The following is a 19,423-nucleotide window of genomic DNA, read 5'->3' as shown; positions in this document are numbered from 1 at the left end:
AGATTAGCTTAACCAGTAAGCTATCCCTTACCAGCTCTTTCTCAGCTTTAAAAGCAAACCATAAGAATTATAAAGTAATTTGCCCTGATCAAGGGCTGTAGCAAAACCAACACTATAGCCTTTGTTTAGTGGCCTCATACCTTCCAGGTAGAACGAAAACTGATCAACAGGGACAAATATATTGGTGGTTTGCGGATTTCTGATCGATCCGGTTGATCCACCATAAATACTTGTTCCGAAAGTACCGTAGTTTTTGGAATAAGTAAGTTTTGTCGTAAAGTCCCAATCCTGTACACTTCCAGACAAGCCGAAATGTACTGCAACTATCCGGTTATTGATGAAATTATCCGCATAACGGTAAGCCTGTCCTTTTCTTGCGTCATTTTTGGTCGTAATTAATGGGTTTCCGACCCCTAAACCATTGTAAGACCAGCCTTCCATGTAATAAAAATTATTGTAATAATCCTCATCACCAGACTTGGTAGGTATAGACCATGGATAACCCGCCTGATCTTTAGAATAAAAGAACTCGAATAATGCTTTCCTCCACTCGAATCCGCGATTTTTACGGTCATAGTTCTTATTCTCGATGCTTACTCCATTTAAACCATCCCTGATATTTGCCAGTTTCGATAGCGCACCGACATCGTAAAAAGTCTGGCGGTATACCATTACTTTTACACTGTTGAAATCATATTCCGCGCCAAGGTCAACCGAACCCAGCTGATTACCGATTTTTGAATTGGGTACGCCAGCAGCACCATAAGATTTACCTGTGGCTACATAGAAGAATGATTTTAGCGGAGAAAGTTTGAAATTAGGCCCGTAAGCTTCCTTTTCATTGCCCCAGTATACCTGGTGGTTAAATCCACCGTAAAGCTTTAGTTTCCAGTCTTTCCTGCCCAAACGAACATAAATGGATTTTTGATGGAAATAAGTAGTAGGGTGAGTGTTTTGGATCAGGTAAACCTGTTTGCTGGACTGTGAACCAGTAATCACATCCAGAATTCTTGTTTTTCCAACCCAGCCATGTGTAAAGTTTCCTTTGATTGCAAAAAGGCCATTAAAGGCCGGGACTGTATAATAATCAGGGATCGAAAGTTCTATTTTGGGGATGCCCAGTGCATTTCCCGATACGGAGAAATTACCCGAACTTAATGCTGTATCTCCATTCAGTCCCATTACATCCTTTGTCCTTCCACCTTTCAGTTGGAAAATTCCGGCTCTTACCTTAGCATAAGCCTCAATTAACTGAAGCTCGGAATCCTTTCCTGCATTTGCCCTGCCTTCAAAACCAAATCCCCAATCTATCAGTTTTTTCTTGCCAGATGTGCTATCAATTGAAGATGGCATACTATAATCGCGATGAAATCTTGCAATAAAACTAGCTGATGCACCCGGCGAAGGAGTGGATCCGAATTGATTTGACCGCATCCAAAAGGGGACCACACCGCTGGTTGTCCCGATAGCCTGAGTCTCCACTTCGGCTTTTATATTTTTAAAGGTTTGCGCTTTGACCTGGCAGGTCAGTGCGAAGAGCGCTATGGGAACTAATATTAATTTATTGTTAATGTTTTCGATGACACTCATAACGGGATCAGGATAAAAAAGGTAGGGTAGCGTATTTATATTTAGCGCGTGCGGCTTTATATTTAGATGAAAGTCTCTCCAAAAGCGATGCTCATTTCTTTAACCACTTCTTTAATCTCCTGCTCCTGGTCTTTAGGGTAAATCAGCAGTGCATTCCCTTCGTCTACAACAATAAAATTATCCAGGCCACGTATAATAGCCAGCTTATCGTTATTGATATGGATGATACTATTTTGTGTGTCTTTGATATTCAGCTGTCTGGCAGATACTACATTGTTATCCTCATTTCTTGGTGCCGATTCGTATAAAGAGGCCCACGTACCAAGATCCGACCAGCCAAAATCTGATGGAATAGTATATACATTATCTGCCTGTTCCATAATTGCGTAATCAATAGATATGTTTGGCGATTTTGGATAGGTTTCATTGATAAATGTTTGCTCTTCAGAAGTATTATATACCCCTTTTCCGTTATCAAACATCGTATATATCGTTTCTGCATGCTCTTTTAGTCCTTTCAGAATAGAGCCTGCCTTCCAGATAAAGATACCTGCATTCCAAAGGTAATCTCCTGTTTTAAGGAATTCTTTCGCTTTTTCCAGTGAAGGTTTTTCTGTGAATTGAATTACTTTGTATAAGCCCGCATCCTGATCTGCTGCGTATTTGATATAGCCATATCCAGTGTCTGGTCTTGTGGGTGAGATTCCTAAAGTGACCAGCACATCATGCTTTTCTGTATAAGCTAATGCCTCTTTAACTTTTTCAATGAAGATGCCTTCATGCAGTATAAAATGGTCTGAGGGTGCAACTACAATATTTGCATCAGGGTTGATTTTATGCAGCTTAAATGAAGCATAGGCTATACATGGAGCTGTATTGTTCCGGCTTGGTTCGCAGATAAGTTGTTCTAAGCTAATCCCTTTTAGTTGATTTATAATAATAGTACTGTACTGACTATTAGTTACAATGTATATATTTTCTGGTGGACATAATTTCAAAAAACGATCATATGTTAATTGTAGCAGTGATTTGCCGATACCAAGGATGTCAAGAAACTGTTTAGGGTAGGCATTACGGCTTTTTGGCCAGAATCTGCTGCCGACTCCGCCGGCCATTATCAATACAAAGTTGTTGTTTTTCATCTTTTCTGGTTGATTGTGGTTGCTCTTAAATAATTGAAAATCTTCTGTTTATTTGTGATTTTGGTTCTTTTTTCTTTCGTTTTTGATATTTTATGGAGTGCAATAGCTTATAGCGTGTGGTTTTAATGGCAGTTATTACCGTTGGTCTTAAAATTATTGAATTATTCCCTGTAAACTGTTATAGAATTCAGGAGTTAATGATTTTTTAACCTTAATCTTATCCTCTTCTTGCAAATGTATTTATTTTTATGTTATTATAATTATGTTTCTATTGCTATTTACGTTTAATAAAAGGCTTATTATGTTAATATATTGTATTTAAGTGAAAATTTAATGCTGTGTTAATGAGGTAAAATCGCTAAGAGTGTTATATTTGTGCGTATAACATTTCTACTTATGACTAAATTAAAACCCTCACTCGTTATTTTGGCTGCCGGAATGGCGAGCCGTTATGGTGGTAACAAGCAAATTGAATCTTTTGGGCCTTCTGGGGAAACCATTATGGAGTATTCAATTTTTGATGCCATTAAAGCAGGGTTTGGCAAGGTGATTTTTATCATCCGCGAAGAATTTGCTGCTTCTTTCAAAGCTTCCATTGGACCTAAGCTTGCCGGAAAGATTGAACTGGATTATGTTTATCAGTCATTGGATAAGTTTAGTGGTGGTCAGGAAATTTCTGCAGACCGTTCAAAACCGTTTGGTACACAGCATGCGCTGCTTTGTACTAAAGAGGTGCTGGATGCGCCTTTCGCGGTGATCAATGCAGATGACTTTTATGGCTATGACGCATTTAAACAAGCCTGCGATTTTCTAACTACCACGGCTGCGGCAGGAAAATATGCCTGTATCGGATATGAACTTAAAAATAGCTTAAGTGATCATGGCTCAGTGACGCGTGGGGAGATTAATGTGGATGCAGCAGGACATATTACAGGGATCACAGAGCGTAAAGAAGTGGTTAAAAGAGAGGGTAAAGCATTTGCGAAGGATGGTGATACGCTGATAGAATTGCCGATGGATACTAAAGTGAGTATGAACTTTTTTTGTTTCACGCCAGAATTTGTAAATTGGAGTGAAGCAGGTTATCATAAATTCCTGCAAGAGCACGTGAATGACCTGAAAGCTGAATTTTTGATCCCCGAAGTTACAGATCAGCTGATTAATGCAGGTGAAGGTGTGGTGAAAATGATCCCTACCGAAGCTAAATGGTTTGGTGTGACTTTTAAAGAAGATGCGCAGATCGTTAAAGAGCGATTGCTGGAATTAACAGCAACAGGAGCTTATCCTTCCGATTTGTGGAAATAACAAGCACGACAATCAACCATTAAATTTATAATGATGACTAAGAAAATTTTAATTACCGGTGGTGCCGGGTTTATCGGTTCCCATGTAGTGCGCAGGTTCGTGAAGAACTATCCTGATTACCAGATTGTAAACCTTGATAAATTGACTTATGCAGGGAATCTTTTAAACCTGACTGATGTAGAGGATGCGCCAAATTACAGGTTTGTAAAAGGTGATATTGTGGATGCTGCATTTATAACTGAACTATTCCGTACGGAGCAATTTGATGCCGTTGTTCATTTGGCTGCTGAATCACATGTTGACCGCTCTATCGCTAATCCGATGGAATTTGTAATGACAAATGTGATTGGTACGGTTAATCTTTTGAATGCAGCAAAAGAGCATTGGAAAGGTGACTATGCGCAGAAGCGTTTTTACCACGTATCTACAGACGAAGTTTATGGAGCGCTCGGTGAAACGGGGATGTTTACAGAAACTACTGCTTATGATCCGCATAGCCCGTATTCTGCATCTAAAGCGAGTTCTGATCATTTTGTGCGTGCTTACCATGATACTTATGGTCTGGATGCCGTGATTTCCAACTGTTCAAATAACTATGGTTCTCATCATTTTCCGGAAAAATTGATTCCGCTGGCGATTAATAATATTAAAAATAATAAGGCAGTCCCTGTATATGGTAAAGGTGAAAATGTAAGAGACTGGCTTTGGGTAGAAGATCATGCCCGTGCTATTGACGTTATTTTCCATCAAGCCAAAGCAGGTGAAACTTACAATATCGGCGGTCATAATGAGTGGAAAAATATTGACCTGATTAAATTGCTTTGCAAGATTATGGATCAGAAACTTGGGCGTTCATCCGGTACATCCGAACAATTGATTACTTATGTAACCGATCGCGCAGGTCATGATTTAAGATATGCAATTGATTCGTCAAAACTTCAGGAGAAATTAGACTGGGTCCCGAGTCTTCAGTTTGAAGAGGGGCTGGCTAAAACAGTTGATTGGTATCTTGAAAATGAACAATGGCTGGATGATGTGACTTCATCAAATTATCAGTCTTATTATGAAACTCAATACGCAGAAAGATAAATGGATATATTAGTATTAGGTGCATCTGGTCAGCTGGGTAGCTGTATCAAAAAAGTAGCTTCACAAAAACAACTGGCTTCTATTTCTTTTCCTGATGAAACAGCGGGAAATATACTGGACTATATAGCGCTTGAAAAATTATTTGTTGCAGAACAACCAAAATTTGTCATTAACTGTGCGGCTTATACAGCTGTAGATAAAGCAGAAGATGATGTTGAACTTTGCGGGCAAATTAACAGAGATGGTGCAAAAAACATTGCGCTGCTTTGCCAGGCATACCATGCAGTAATGGTTCATGTTTCTACAGATTTCGTTTTTGGTGGTCAAAGTGTTAACCTGTTGAAAGAAGAAGATATTGCCGAGCCAATTAATATTTATGGCGTTACCAAGCTGGCAGGTGAAAAAGATATCGCAGCTGTTTTATCAGCTCATTATATTCTGCGTACCAGCTGGTTATACTCTGAGTATGGAAATAATTTCGTAAAAACCATGCTGAAATTGGGTGCAGAAAGAGAGGAGCTGAACATTATAGCCGACCAGATTGGTACGCCAACTTATGCAATCGATCTGGCGAATGCAATTCTGGCCATCATTGAATCAGGGAAAACGGCTTATGGGGTTTATCACTACAGCAATGAGGGGGTAACTTCCTGGTACGATTTTGCGCAGGGTATTTTCGAATTGAGCCATACCAAAGTGAGATTATTCCCTATTCCGACTTCTAAGTATCCGACAAAAGCAGTAAGGCCAAAATTTTCCGTGATGGATAAAACTAAAATCAAAGAGACTTTTGATTTGGAAATCCCTTACTGGAGAGATAGTCTGTTAGCTTGTATCAATCAATTGGCATTAATTAACGTACCTCAAAATTAAAATATGAAAGGAATAATCCTGGCAGGAGGAAGCGGGACACGTTTGCATCCCCTCACGCTTGTAATGAGTAAACAAATGATGCCGGTTTATGATAAACCGATGATTTATTATCCATTGTCCACTTTAATGCTGGCTGGAATCACAGAGGTGCTGATTATCTCTACACCTCACGATCTGCCGAACTTTGAAAAATTGCTGGGTGACGGAAGCCGTTTAGGCTGTAAATTTTCTTATGCCGTTCAAGCGGAGCCGAATGGACTGGCGCAAGCCTTTGTGATTGGCGCTGATTTTATTGGGAAAGATAAAGTTGCGCTGGTTTTGGGTGATAATATTTTTCATGGAGAAGGGATGTCCAAATTATTGCAGGCAAGTGCGGATCCTGATGGGGGTGTTGTTTTTGCTTACCAGGTTTCTGATCCGGAACGTTATGGTGTTGTGGAATTTGATGAAGATAAAAAAGCGGTTTCTATCGAAGAAAAGCCAGTTCAGCCTAAGTCTGATTACGCAGTTCCGGGTTTGTATTTTTATGACAATAGTGTAGTAGAAATTGCGAAAAATATCAAGCCTTCTCCGCGTGGCGAATATGAAATCACTGATGTGAACAAAGTTTACCTGGAGCAGGGTAAATTGAAAGTTGGTGTGCTTAGCAGGGGGACAGCTTGGTTGGACACAGGTACTTTTAATTCTCTGATGCAAGCAGGGCAGTTTGTTCAGGTCATTGAAGAACGTCAGGGACAGAAAATAGGGGCGATTGAAGAAGTGGCTTACCGGATGGGCTTTATAGATGAAGCGCAGTTAACAGCTATAGCTACTCCATTAGTCAAAAGTGGTTATGGACAATATCTGCTGAAACTTATAAAGTAATTTTTGTTTTGCAGCAGCTTCGGTTTAGAAAAGTTGTGCTGCAAAAGTTGTTGTAAAGTTATTGCAAAAGCTGCGTTGCAAAAGCTTTGCTGAAAGGATCCCCCGGATTGATATCCGGGGGATTTTTCTTTTTGAATATCCCTATAAATCTTGCGGATTGTTTTCAGATTCTTTCTTTTTTTTCCGTATGGAGGTATTAATCAGCTTATTTTATTCTTAAATGAAATGTAAAAAAAGTTTTTAAAACCATAAGGAGTATAGCGCTTATATTTTATTCAATTATTGTTAAATTTTGATTAAATAATAAATATTATTCTATAAAAAATCTTTTTAAGTTAAAAATTACAATAAAATTGATAATTCTCTTTGCGATTGACGCTTATTTGCTATATTCGTGTATCTATAAATAAATCTCCCTATGCAAACACGTTATTTATACCTTTTAAGGTATGTTTTACCCGTCACTGACCTGTTAATGCTTAATCTGGTTTACTTTACTGCCTATGATTTAAGTATTTACATGGGAAAAAATGTTTCCTATGAATTATTGCATCATTATGTGATTGTATGTAATCTGATTTGGGTGTTTAATGCCTTGTTTTTTGGTATGTATACCGAATATGGGGCGAGGCGCCTGGAGCGTATTTACAGAAGTACCTGGAGAAGTGTATTGATGCACGCTGTTTTATTCTCGGCTTATCTGTTATTGGAAAAGAATATAGACTTTTCAAAAACCTTCATTGCGGTCTTTTATTTCCTGCTTTCCAGTGCATTTATACTAAATCGTTTTGTAGGTACATCTTTGCAATTTGTGCTGATTAATAAATTCCATGTCACTAAAAAGGTGGCTGTAATGGGAGGGAATCCCACTGGGAACCGCCTGGCTAGCTATCTGACCAAGCAAAATAACGTAGATTTTTATGGGATTATCGCAGAGCGCGATGAAGACTTTTACAGCGATAAAACAGGGCTGATTTCTGACTTTGCCATTGCTGAGATGAAAGCCGCTGCAGCCGGAGGGGTCAAAGATTTATACGTCTCTGTTCCACCCGAGAGAATGTCAAAAATGCATTCCCTGGTTAGAGAGGCAGATAAACAATGTCTGCGTCTGAAATTTATTCCTGATATCGCAGGATCTTTAGATGCACCGTATACCATGAGTTATATGGGTGATGAATTTCCGATTATTACCCTGCGTAACGAACCACTGGAATTGATGGGCAACCGGTTCAAGAAACGGACTTTTGATATTATCTTCAGCGGACTGGTTATCTTATTTATTCTGAGTTGGTTATATCCAATCATCGCTTTGCTGATCAAAATTCAAAGTAAAGGGCCTGTACTGTTTAAGCAACTGCGCAGTGGTAGAAATGATGAACCATTCTGGTGTCTGAAATTCAGAAGTATGCGGATGAACAGTACCAGTGATAAAAAACAAGCAACCAAGAACGATGACCGCATTACCCCGATTGGTAAATTCCTGCGCAAAACGAGTCTGGATGAACTCCCGCAATTCTTTAATGTATTTGCCGGCAGTATGACTGTTGTAGGGCCAAGACCACATATGTTAAGCCATACAGAAGAATACAGGGCAATTATCAGTGAATTCATGGTGCGCCATTTTATGAAACCAGGAATTACCGGATGGGCCCAGGTCAACGGCTTCCGTGGAGAAACCAAAGCGCCGGGTTCTATGGAGAAACGTGTCAAACACGATATCTGGTACCTGGAAAACTGGACGGCTATGCTGGATGTGAAGATTCTCTTTATGACTATTATCAACGTAATTCATGGCGAGGATAACGCCTATTAAATACTATGCTAACCAAATCTTTGCCCCGGAAAGGATTTTCCGGGTTTATTTATTGAGTGTAACCTAAAGCACATTTATGCGATCTACCTATCGAAATTTACTATTGCTTTTACTCCTCACTCAATTCCAGTTTTCATTTGCCCAGGTCAAAAAGACCATTACCGGAAATATAACTGACGGGAAAACAGGAGAAACCTTAATTGGTGCCAGCGTGAAAATAACCGGTGGCACAACCGCCGTAGCCATGACCAATGGCTACGGCTTTTATGCTGTTAGCACTTTACAGGGCGAGCATGATATTTCTGTAAGCTTTATCGGCTACAAAACAATCACAAAACATCTCAGTTTATCACAAAACACACGGCTGGATTTTATATTGGAACCTGGTAATCAGTTGGATGAAGTAGTCATTTCCAGTGCAGCTATTGATGAGAACATTACCAGCCCTCAAATGGGACTGCAGAAAATGAGCAGTAATGAAATACGGAGCCTCCCAATGCTGCTTGGCGAAAGAGATGTGATGAAGGCGCTGCAACTGCTGCCAGGTATTAAATTAGCAGGTGAGGGGAACAGCGGTTTTTATGTCAGAGGAGGGGCGACCGATCAAAATCTGATCCTGCTTGACGAAGCCCCTGTTTACAATGCTTCCCATCTGCTCGGCTTTTTCTCCACCTTTAACCCCGATGCCATCAAAGACGTTACCGTCTACAAAGAAGGGATGCCCGCGCAATATGGTGGAAGATTATCCTCGGTTATAGATATCAAAATGAACGAAGGCAATAGTAAAGAAACCACCATAGAAGGAGGTATCGGCCTCATTGCGTCCCGGCTCAAAGTAGAAGGGCCAATAGTCAAAGACAAAGGGTCCTACATGATCAGTGGCAGGAGAACCTATCTGGATGCTTTTTTTAAATTATCCCCCAATAAATCCATCAGTAAAAATGCACTGTACTTCTACGATCTGAATGCGAAAGCCAATTACAAACTGGATGAAAAAAATACCCTTTTCCTCTCTGGTTACTTTGGAAGAGATAAACTGAACCTTGTCAATATCTTTGGCTTTGATTGGGGCAATGCAACGGTAACTATGCGCTGGAACCATCTTTACAGCCCCAAACTGTTTTCCAATACTTCCCTTATCTACAGCCATTATAGCTATGAAATCAATAACCTGATGGAAGACGCCAATTTTGAAGTCAATTCATTCATCAGAGACTTCAACTTAAAGCAAGACTTCCAGTACAGTATCAGCAATAAACACCAATTGAAATTTGGCCTTAATGCCATTCACCATACCATTGCCCCCGGTAAGATGACTGCCACCAACGCATCCAGCGTTAACCCCATTACTTACGAAAACCGTAAAGGACTTGAACTCGCCACTTATCTGACGGATGAATGGAGTGTGAGCGATAAGTTTAAAATGAGCTATGGATTACGGGTAAGTGGCTTCTCGGTAATGGGGCCGGGGAATTTCAAAACCTATGATGCCGATGGTAATCTCACAGAAACCCACACCTATAGTGCTGGTCAGTCTGTGAAAAACTATCTCAACCTGGAACCCCGGTTTTCGGCCAGCTATAAACTAAACAGTAACAGTTCCATTAAAGCTGCTTATACCCGGAATACGCAGAACATCCATCTGATGTCTAATTCGATGTCGACCTCTCCAACAGATTTATACATAATGAACAGCAATAATGTGCGGCCGGAAATTGCAGATCAGGTTTCTACAGGTTACTTCAGGAATTTCAAGGATAATCAATATGAATTCTCTGCAGAAATCTATTATAAATCAATGCAGCATCAAATCGAATACCGGAGTGGTGCAGATTTGCGTGAAAAAGATAATGTAGAAGCTGATTTGCTTTATGGCGATGGCAGGGCCTATGGTATAGAACTGTTTTTTAAGAAGAGATTTGGCAAATTCAACGGCTGGATAGGCTATACTTATTCTAAAACCGAAAGACAATTTGATGCGCTGAACGAAGGCCGGTGGTTTAATGCCAAACAAGACCGGACACACGATGTTTCTTTAGTTGGGATTTACAAAGCGGGCCCCCGCTGGACATTTTCTACCGTATTTGTATATAATACAGGAAATGCAGTAACTTATCCGAGCGGTAAATATCAGGTTAACGGTAGAACAGCTTTCTATTATGCAGATAAAAACGGTTACCGTACCCCAGCTTATCACCGTCTTGATGTTTCAGCAACACTGGAGGGGAAACCGGGTAAAGAATATCAATCCAGCTGGACATTTGGTATTTATAACCTATACAATAGACAGAACGCTTTTGCAATAAATTTTAAGGATGATCCGGATAATGCTGCTAAAACACAGGCCGTGAGCACAACCTTATTTGGAATTATCCCTTCCGTAACCTGGAACTTTAAATTCTAGTATCATGACGTATTCAAACCACTACAGAAAAATTAAGCCCGGAGCAGTGTTCCTGATCGGGATATTATCGTTGACTATATTGACAAGCTGCGAGAAAACAATTGACCTGAACCTGGATAATGTAAAGCCAGTCATTGTGATTGATGGCGGCGTAAATGACCTCAATGAAGTTCAGGTAGTCAGGATTTCTACTACCTATTCTTTTACCGAAGCAAATAAATTCAACGGGCTTGCCGGCGCAAAAGTTGTACTGACCGGCAGCGATGGTACAATCGTTAATTATACGGAGAAAACTACCGGAATTTATAACAGTCCTAAATTCAAAGGAAAGCCTGGAACTACTTATAAGCTGACTGTCAATGTACAAGGACAAACCTATACTGCAATCTCTACCATGCCGCAAAAAGTAATCCTGAACCTGTTAACTTTTAAAGAGTTTACAGTGGTCGATAAAACCAGGAAATACGTGGCCATTATTTATGATGATCCACCTGGCGTAGACAACTGGTATCACTCTATTGTGCGGTTCAAAGGAAAAGTGAAATTCGATGTCGCGACAGACGATCGTTTCAACAATGGCAATAAAGTTAATGATGTGATCTTTTATGACCTCAGCAAGGATATGGTTCCCGGTGATACTGTTGCTGTAGAGTTTCAATGTGTCGATAAGGCAGTCCACAGGTACTTTTTTAGCCTGGGTCAGAATTTATCCGAAACCCAGCCTGTTTCGCCAGCCAACCCGCCTTCAAACTTTGATAACAATGCCCTGGGTGTTTTCAGTGCTTATACGACAAGTTCGCGTAAAGCGCTGTTCAGGTAAGGTATCGGGATTATAAAAAGCAGGCCGTCCTGGACTGCCCCCAGAAGATGTCTAACTTTTTGGGGGACTGTATCCGTTGGAGAGCCTGCTTTTATTAAAATCACTTAATATATCAAAAGGTCACTTCATTAATAGCTAAAGCTTATTTAATGCTACCGGGAATTTACTTATTGATACCAAAAGCTTCCCAGCCTGAAATCGTTTCACGGTTACAAGTCATTGCTTGCGTACCATTTTCGCTTGAAATGTATTTTCCGTTATTTCCTCTGAAAGATACTGTTCCATCTGCATTGGCTACCCAGTCAAATTTCTCCCAGTCACCAGCTGTAGCGCGGCTGCAAGTAATAGCCTGCGTTCCATTTTCAGAAGAAACATATTTGCCTTTACTTCTTAACGAGATTTTACCACCTCCGGCATCAACTACTGTAAAAGTCTCCACAGGTGATGCTGCAGTGCGGTTACAAGTCATTGCTGTAGCGCCCTCTTCACCACTCACATAACGGCCATTGATCCCTTTTAACGTTACTGTACTTCCGATTGGAATAGACCCGCCTGGATTACCTGCTCTGGAAACTACGACCTGGTTAATTGCTGATAATAGTGAATTTGCACCAGTAGCATCCTGCGATAGCTCCCAGATCATCACACCGCCAGCTTTATCAAAGGCAAGATTGGTTTTGCTCTTGATCGTAGGGATACCATTGTATCCGATTCCTGCATAAGAATCTGAATTTGCACTTCCGCCTCTTGATAAGATAGTTTTGTAATCCACATACTCATTCGCAGAACGACCATAAAACGGAAGCCCTAAATTAGCTTTGCTTGCAGGAAGCCCTCTGCCTATCCAGTAGTTTAAAGATTGCACAGCAAGTGCAGATGTAGAGTGATTAGCCCCACCTTCATCATAAGCCATGATATTTAAGAAATCTACCGCAGCAAATACTGCATTTTGAACACCAGGGCCATTGTAAGAAACTACAGCTGCGGTCAATAATTTTCCTTTGTTGTGCATTGCGGTACTTAACTGCTGCATTAAAGCAGTATAATTATTGCCTGAATTTCCTGCATCAGGATATTCCCAGTCAATATCGATCCCATCCAGGTTATACTGATTCACCAAATTGATTACATTGTTGGTAAATGTGGTCCGGCCTGATGCGCTCGATGCAAAGGACTCAAACGCACTGTCATCCCCATTATTCCACCCGCCAACTGAGACTAATACTTTTACATTGTTAGCATGCGCTGTAGCCACCAGACTTTGAAGTTTGGAAGGGTTTTCTAAAGGTTGGAACCCACCCGAAGCGGTAGGAAGAATAAAAGCATAATTGATATGCGTTAACTTGCTGTACTGGATTTGATTAACTTCACCGGCCCATGAGGGTACGTAGCCAATTACTTTAAAGTTAGCTGCAGAAACGGCATTAACCGATGTATTGTTTGCATTCATCTGATTATCAGGAATTGCTGACTCTGCCTCTTTCTTTTTACAGGATGCCATGCATAACAATAGCAATGCAGGCATTAGCATTAATCTTAAATGTTTTTTTGTTTTCATGATAGTTGGTTTAGGTTATTGATTTAACATAAAACTAACACGATAAATTGTATAAAACAAAATATTATTTAATTAAAATTAAATAATTAATATTTAAAGATAATCAATAATACGCTTGAAACACAGTTGATTTTTGCCTTTAAGGATGTTTTTTATCCTGAAAACCATATTTATATTAAAATTGGCAGAAAATGATGATTCGGAATAAAACCAATAAAATATTAAACTAATAAATAGTCAAAAATGCAGCTATGCTTGATAAAAGCTCTACTTTTATAAAATGAACCCGACCTGATTAAAATAATTATTAAAACCGCAGGGCAATAATTATGTTAATCATCAAAGGCTCCATTTAACAAAAAAACAATAAATAAATAAATAAAATGAAATCAATTATTCCTTTATTATCTGCTGCAGTTATTGCATTTTCATCCTGTAGCCATCAGACATCGACCTCTTCAGCCAGGAAAGTTAAAGAAGATGCGGCAACCAACAAAGCATGGAAAAGACCAGTTGGCAAAAGTATTTATGCTGTGCTGCAAATTAAAAATACCATTAAAGTTGGTGACTCCGTGAAACTGAAATTTACTGTTTACAACCCTACAGACAGTGTACAGCAGTTTTGTAAATGGCACACTCCATTTGAACCTTTAATCAGTAAATACCTTGATGTTAAAGAAGCAAATGGTGAAGAAGCAAATTACCAGGGTGCGATGGCTAAAAGAATGATGCCGCCACCAGCCAGCAGTTATCAAAAAGTAAACCCAGGAGATAGTCTTTCAATCGAAGTTGACTTGCTTAAAGGTTATGCAGTTAAAAAACCAGGAAAGTATGCGATTACCTATAATGGAGAAGGAATGAGTGGGCTTGCGGTTAAAGACAGCGTTGTTTTTAATTACGTTAAACCTTAATAAGTTCAGAAATCTTCCATAGTCTGCCCTGATGAACTGATATGTATTTTTGGACTACTACCATAGTCCATCAATTTAACATGGGTCCATCATTGAATACCATACCATTGTTTCAACACTAATCCATCAATTTAATACTGCAATTTTCTTCGCGCTGCAACCCAATTTCCACTCCTTCCAGCAGCACCAACTTCGTAAAGAATACATTATAATAGGAAATAAGGTTTATTTGAAATTAAATAAATACTATCTTATCCTACCAAATCAGTAACCATTATAATGCTATGAATATGTATCGAAAATTTCTTGTTTTAAGTTTAGGCAGTCTGCTCACCTTCGCGGCGGCTGATACTTTGTATGCAGCAGACCATTCCCCAACAATTCATCTGAAAAATGCAGCAACAGCAAAAGAATTAATAGGGCGCTGGGATATCAATATGGATGAAAATGGTAAAACTGTACCATCCTGGTTAGAAGTTAAACTTTCTGGCAACAGCACACTGACCGGTTATTTTGTTGGTGTTTCAGGAAGCGCCCGCCCAATCGCTAAAATCACTTTTAAGGAAGGCAAATTCAGTTTCACTATTCCACCACAATGGGAAAAAGGAGATCAGGACTTTGTGATAGAAGGCGAACTAACAGGAGATGAAATTCATGGAACTTTGGTTACCAGCGAAGGTAAAAAATACAATTGGAAAGGTGTGAAAGCCCCTTACCTGTACAGAACTGCTCCAGTCACCTGGGCTAAACCTATTGCATTGTTTAACGGAAAAGATCTGACCGGATGGAAAGCTATGGGCGAAAACCAGTGGGTCGTTAAAAATGGGGTATTAACCAGTCCGCACTCAGGTGCAAATCTGATCTCGGACCAGAAATTTACAGACTTTAAATTACACGTAGAATTTAAGTATCAAAAAGGCAGTAACAGTGGCGTGTATTTAAGAGGACGCTATGAAGTGCAGATTGAAGATAGTCCTAAAGATGCACATCCTTCAAGCGTGTTGTTTAGTGGAGTTTATGGTTTTCTGCCACCCAATCAAATTGCTGCGTTAGGGCCAGACCAGTGGCAGACTTATGATATCACGCTAATCGGACGTATGGTTACTGTGGTCGCGAACGGAAAAACAATCATCAGTAACCAGGAAATTCCGGGAATTACAGGCGGTGCCCTTGACAGTAAAGAAGGGGAGCCAGGGCCAATTTATTTTCAGGGAGACCATGGGCCGATTGAATTTAGAAAAATTATAATTACCCCAATCAAATAGGAATTACAGCTGTAAATAAGAATTATTGCTACAAAGGAATTATAGCGAATGGTTAACATGGTTTTCATTAATCCTGTTAACCATTTTTAACTTTCCCTTTAAAACCAACTTCACAAGCAGGACAAAGCAGTAAAGAAGATCCAAATAGTTATGGGAAAACAACCGTCTCAGGCGCATTATATCGTGCTGGTCATGGAAGACTGAGTTATACCACTTTTGAATTCTCAGATTTAGCAGTTATCCCAGATCAGCTGACAGCTCAAGGAGATGTACAAGTGAGTGTCAAAGTGAAAAATACTGGTGGCCGTAAAAAGGAGATCAGGTAGTGCATTTATACCTGAAAGATGAACAAATCAGTGTAACTACTTATGAATCTTTATTATAGGTACCATGGTTGGTCTGTTTTTTGCAAGGTGGCAATGACAGCCTGTGGTTGATTAGTTCCAATCAATAAGTTTTTACCATTCTTGAATTCAATTCTGATTCCTTGATTACCAGAAATATTAATGGCCTTTTTTCCACTAAATGTAAACCTGTAACCCCAGCCACCAAATTCTGTTATCGGATCGTAACTAGTTACCACCAGTGATCTGATTGTACTAAAGGGATATTTTTTTAAAGATAATTGAAAAGGGAAAAAACGTATACAAATACCATCCTCTTTGATAATTGTATCCAGATGCATTATTGCGAAAAGTAAGGTGACAACTAGTAAAATGACATTACTAATCAGAAGATTTGAATTGCTCATGGAATCCTCATTAACATTAATTCCCTGGAATACCTGCTGAAAAGTAATGTATATAACGTATAAATTAACTCCTGCCAGGATTAACCATAAAGCTTTTTGTCTGAAATATTGTCTTTCAAAAAATAAGATATCAGCTTCCATAAGTTTGCTATTTTAAAATGAGAGTGGAGAGAAAAAATTCAGTTACTATTCCGCAACAGAAGTACCATAAGTAGTGGCCTGCATTGCAATGATTTGCCAGTGATCATTGTGCCATCCTGCATAAAATAGAATGGCCTGCTGTCCATCGGCACTGTCTATAACTGCATCAATTTTTAGAATGATTTTTCCCGCCGACCAGATTTCATGATCAAAATTAGTAATGCTATACTCAACTGTCCGGATCTTTTTTGTTGTGAAACCAATGCTACCTAGATATTCTGTTAATTTTTCCATAGGACCAGTCACATAATCCTTATACAAGGCCACCGGATTTTCCTTTATTATGGTCTGCATTTTCTTCAATTCTTTGCGGTCTGATGCCGACATAGAACCAGTATTTTTTGCAGCCTGATTAACAAGAGCCTCTAAATCTGGTTGGTAAATTTGCTTAAAATCTGCAGTAGAAATCAGGTTGGAGAATTTTGCTGCAGGTTGTTTAGCCGCTAAATCTTCCAATACTTTATTCACGAATGGTTTGGGATCTGCTAAACATGTTGCGCTACTCTGCCAGCCATTTGCCTTTGCTGAAGAAGACTGCGCAAAAGAGATTTTGGGGATTTTAGTCAATGTGTTCCATCCTTTAGCACGAAATGAACTTTTTCCACCAGGGTTTTTTCCACCTGCTTTTTCAACATAGCTATAAAAATCATTGTCTATATTAATCAGCAGCCATTTTTGATCGCGCCACAATACATCGAATTTCAATGCAATATTTCCAATAGCCTGTTTCAGAAGTATATATATAATATAATGCGGAGTCTTTACCTGTTCCACTGGAAGCGCTCGTTCAATAAAATAAATCTTTACAAATTTAGCATTGGCCGCATTAATGTTTTTAACTTTTGCCAACTGCAATAACTCTTGCCATGATGCTTTAAGTTGATTAAAAGAGGCATTATCTTCTTCAGATCCTACAGTAACTGCGGTTGGATTACTGGATATTTCCATTTTATTCACCACATCCATTTCCTGTGAATTTGGAAATATGGGCGTTTTGCTGATATCTTCTTTGTTCAGAAATGCGGCTGCAAAAGTTTTGCCAAGAGAGTCAGGGACAGGGATACACGTTTTCTGAGCCCTGGCAGGAATACAATACAACAGGATGAGAAGGACGAGATATTTCATGAAAAGAGGTTTGTTGGTTTTCTTGTTTAAATATATGAAACAAAAGTTAATAAACCTCTCCTCGTTGGTTAAGAATTTGTTTATCCTAACAGGCTGCTAAAAGTTCTTTTCTGTATAAGTCTTAAAGTTATCCAGAATAGCCTGCCAGCCAGCCCGTTGCATGTCAACCGGATGTGTGCTTTCGGGATCAAAAGTTTCAGTGACTTTAGTTTGATCCCCATCGCAGCTAAAAGAGATTTTTACTTTTCTTCCATCTCCCATGGTATATTCGATAAGCTCATGCTCTTTTACATCGGTATATACTCCTTCAAAATCAAAGCTAACGCTGCCATCTTTAGCGGCCATCGTAGTTTTGAACCTACCATCCTTACGCAGGTCATTGTCTGCATAAGGAGAATGCCAGTCGGGCGATGCGTTATTCCATTTGGTAATATGTGCAGGCTGGCTCCATGATTCCCATACTTTAGCTATGGGTAAATTAACCGTGGTTTCCACCGTAATAGGTGTGTGATTTGCAGTTTCCATAATCAGGCATTAGTTTATAAATAAGTTATTGCTTTTATTTTGTCAGTACCCCGTTCTTAATTGGTAAGTGTTTTATTCTTTGCAGTTTGGTAATAAAAATAAATTATAGTTGAGATAATCGCTGAAATTGTACAGCCAACTACCAGAAATCCTATTTGATTGAACAAAAACTTTTGATTAAAGAGCATGGAGATTGTTGCTCCATCGTTTAAACTGACGTATTCTATATAAAAGAACAGCATACCTAAAGTAACCGTCAGGAAAAAGACAGGCCAGTTGAACAATACAGCAGTTTTAAAGATTTCATTTTTTACTAAAGGAGGTTTTATCTGATATAAATACCAGATACAGGAAGAAGTCACAATGCACCAGAAAACTACACTTTGACCTGTATAGAGTGTTTTAAGCACGCCCGACTTGTAATCGATTACTTGAGAAGTAATCAGATAATTGATGGCTCTTTTACAAAGTGTAGAAAAAACCATCAGGATAATTACCGTTCTAAAGATTAAAACCAGCTTCAGTTTGTTTCCCTGTGCCAGTTTTGAGCGGTATTGCAGGAGTAGGAAAAAAATCAGCAGTATACTTAAAAGATAGGCATCAAACCATCCAAACTCTCTGGAAACGCCAAAATGTGCAGAGGCCAGGTAGATCACAAGAGATAATCCGCCACAAATCCAGGCAATGATTTCTGGTACAGTCTTTTTAGAATAGAAAACAACGATAGAAAGCAGCAACCCTAAAAGCAGTACTGCAACCGCAACTGCGCCTGATAGCATAATTAAAAAATAGTCTCCTGATAGATACATAGCTTGATCAATTAATAAATAAGCTCCAATTTATTGATTAAATCCGGGATAATTGCTGAATTGACTTTTAGCAATGCGTATAACGAAAAATATACATGGAAAAAGGGGAGTTTCCTGCGCAGGAAAACAACTGTGTATGCCGGATTTTATTTTACAAACTTTAACAAAGTGTAACTTTGCTTAACACTAAGAGGGTAAATCTGAACAAGGTTAAAATAAAAGCTGCTCCGGATGATCTGTTTTTAGAAATGAACTCGCTTTTGATGAAAACCTGCATGAGTTTATTTTTGTGGGTAAAGATCCTGCGCAACAGAAATTAATCCTGCTGCTCCCCAAAAGCATGATTTTGGCTGGTGCATATGCAGAAACCATTCCGGC

16 protein-coding genes are annotated in these 19,423 nt (G+C 39.3%); 9 read left to right on the top strand and 7 right to left on the bottom strand.

The features are described 5' to 3' along the window. Positions 1-27: 27 nt before the first annotated feature. Entirely contained in the window at positions 28-1,590 is a 1,563-nt protein-coding gene (locus AY601_RS10510) for a capsule assembly Wzi family protein (protein ID WP_068400348.1), read from the bottom strand. 62 nt (positions 1,591-1,652) lie between these two features. Next, positions 1,653-2,732, bottom strand: a complete 1,080-nt coding sequence (locus AY601_RS10505; RefSeq protein ID WP_068400345.1) for a mannose-1-phosphate guanylyltransferase — start codon at positions 2,730-2,732, stop codon at positions 1,653-1,655. 396 nt (positions 2,733-3,128) lie between these two features. On the opposite strand from AY601_RS10505, the gene AY601_RS10500 reads away from it, so the two are divergent. From AY601_RS10500 to AY601_RS10470, 7 genes are all read left to right on the top strand, one after another. Beyond that, positions 3,129-4,037 carry a nucleotidyltransferase family protein gene (locus AY601_RS10500; RefSeq protein WP_068400342.1) on the top strand — a complete coding sequence of 303 codons (909 nt, stop codon included), beginning with the start codon at positions 3,129-3,131 and terminating at the stop codon, positions 4,035-4,037. Positions 4,038-4,070: 33 nt separating this feature from the next. After that, positions 4,071-5,126 (top strand): dTDP-glucose 4,6-dehydratase, encoded by a 1,056-nt coding sequence (rfbB, locus tag AY601_RS10495; RefSeq protein WP_068400338.1) that lies wholly within the window; start codon positions 4,071-4,073, stop codon positions 5,124-5,126. Continuing rightward, entirely contained in the window at positions 5,127-5,999 is an 873-nt protein-coding gene (gene rfbD, locus AY601_RS10490; protein ID WP_068400335.1) for a dTDP-4-dehydrorhamnose reductase, read from the top strand. 3 nt (positions 6,000-6,002) lie between these two features. Continuing rightward, the gene (gene rfbA / locus AY601_RS10485) at positions 6,003-6,863 is read left to right on the top strand and encodes a glucose-1-phosphate thymidylyltransferase RfbA (RefSeq protein WP_068400333.1); all 861 of its coding nucleotides are present in this window, start codon (positions 6,003-6,005) and stop codon (positions 6,861-6,863) included. Between the two features lie 418 nt (positions 6,864-7,281). Further along, positions 7,282-8,676 carry an undecaprenyl-phosphate glucose phosphotransferase gene (locus tag AY601_RS10480; RefSeq protein WP_068400330.1) on the top strand — a complete coding sequence of 465 codons (1,395 nt, stop codon included), beginning with the start codon at positions 7,282-7,284 and terminating at the stop codon, positions 8,674-8,676. A gap of 76 nt (positions 8,677-8,752) precedes the next feature. Beyond that, a complete protein-coding gene (locus AY601_RS10475; RefSeq protein ID WP_068400327.1) occupies positions 8,753-11,080 on the top strand; it encodes a TonB-dependent receptor in 2,328 nt (775 codons plus the stop codon). A 4-nt stretch (positions 11,081-11,084) separates the two neighbouring features. Beyond that, positions 11,085-11,900, top strand: coding sequence for a DUF4249 family protein (locus AY601_RS10470; RefSeq protein ID WP_232324730.1), 816 nt, complete (start codon positions 11,085-11,087; stop codon positions 11,898-11,900). Positions 11,901-12,063: 163 nt separating this feature from the next. Here the strand turns inward: AY601_RS10470 and AY601_RS10465 are convergent, their stop codons facing one another. After that, on the bottom strand, positions 12,064-13,458 hold the full coding sequence (locus AY601_RS10465) for a glycosyl hydrolase family 18 protein (protein WP_198163666.1): 1,395 nt from the start codon (positions 13,456-13,458) through the stop codon (positions 12,064-12,066). Between the two features lie 383 nt (positions 13,459-13,841). Here AY601_RS10465 and AY601_RS10460 point away from each other — a divergent pair, with 383 nt between their 5' ends. Both AY601_RS10460 and AY601_RS10455 read left to right on the top strand, forming a co-directional pair. Beyond that, positions 13,842-14,369, top strand: a complete 528-nt coding sequence (locus AY601_RS10460) for a protease (protein ID WP_068400323.1) — start codon at positions 13,842-13,844, stop codon at positions 14,367-14,369. A 290-nt stretch (positions 14,370-14,659) separates the two neighbouring features. Then, positions 14,660-15,634 (top strand): 3-keto-disaccharide hydrolase, encoded by a 975-nt coding sequence (locus AY601_RS10455; RefSeq protein ID WP_068400319.1) that lies wholly within the window; start codon positions 14,660-14,662, stop codon positions 15,632-15,634. Between the two features lie 379 nt (positions 15,635-16,013). Here the strand turns inward: AY601_RS10455 and AY601_RS10450 are convergent, their stop codons facing one another. The 4 genes from AY601_RS10450 to AY601_RS10435 form a co-directional block, all read right to left on the bottom strand. Continuing rightward, positions 16,014-16,526 (bottom strand): hypothetical protein, encoded by a 513-nt coding sequence (locus AY601_RS10450; protein ID WP_068400316.1) that lies wholly within the window; start codon positions 16,524-16,526, stop codon positions 16,014-16,016. Positions 16,527-16,571: 45 nt separating this feature from the next. Continuing rightward, complete coding sequence (locus tag AY601_RS10445; RefSeq protein ID WP_068400313.1) at positions 16,572-17,711, bottom strand: hypothetical protein; 1,140 nt, start codon at positions 17,709-17,711, stop codon at positions 16,572-16,574. A 96-nt stretch (positions 17,712-17,807) separates the two neighbouring features. Beyond that, complete coding sequence (locus AY601_RS10440; protein ID WP_068400310.1) at positions 17,808-18,236, bottom strand: SRPBCC family protein; 429 nt, start codon at positions 18,234-18,236, stop codon at positions 17,808-17,810. Positions 18,237-18,292: 56 nt separating this feature from the next. Next, entirely contained in the window at positions 18,293-19,045 is a 753-nt protein-coding gene (locus AY601_RS10435) for a hypothetical protein (RefSeq protein ID WP_157287850.1), read from the bottom strand. Positions 19,046-19,423: the final 378 nt, after the last annotated feature.

Source organism: Pedobacter cryoconitis (assembly GCF_001590605.1).
GTDB lineage: Bacteria > Bacteroidota > Bacteroidia > Sphingobacteriales > Sphingobacteriaceae > Pedobacter > Pedobacter cryoconitis_A.
This window is presented reverse-complemented; position numbering and strand designations above follow the sequence as displayed.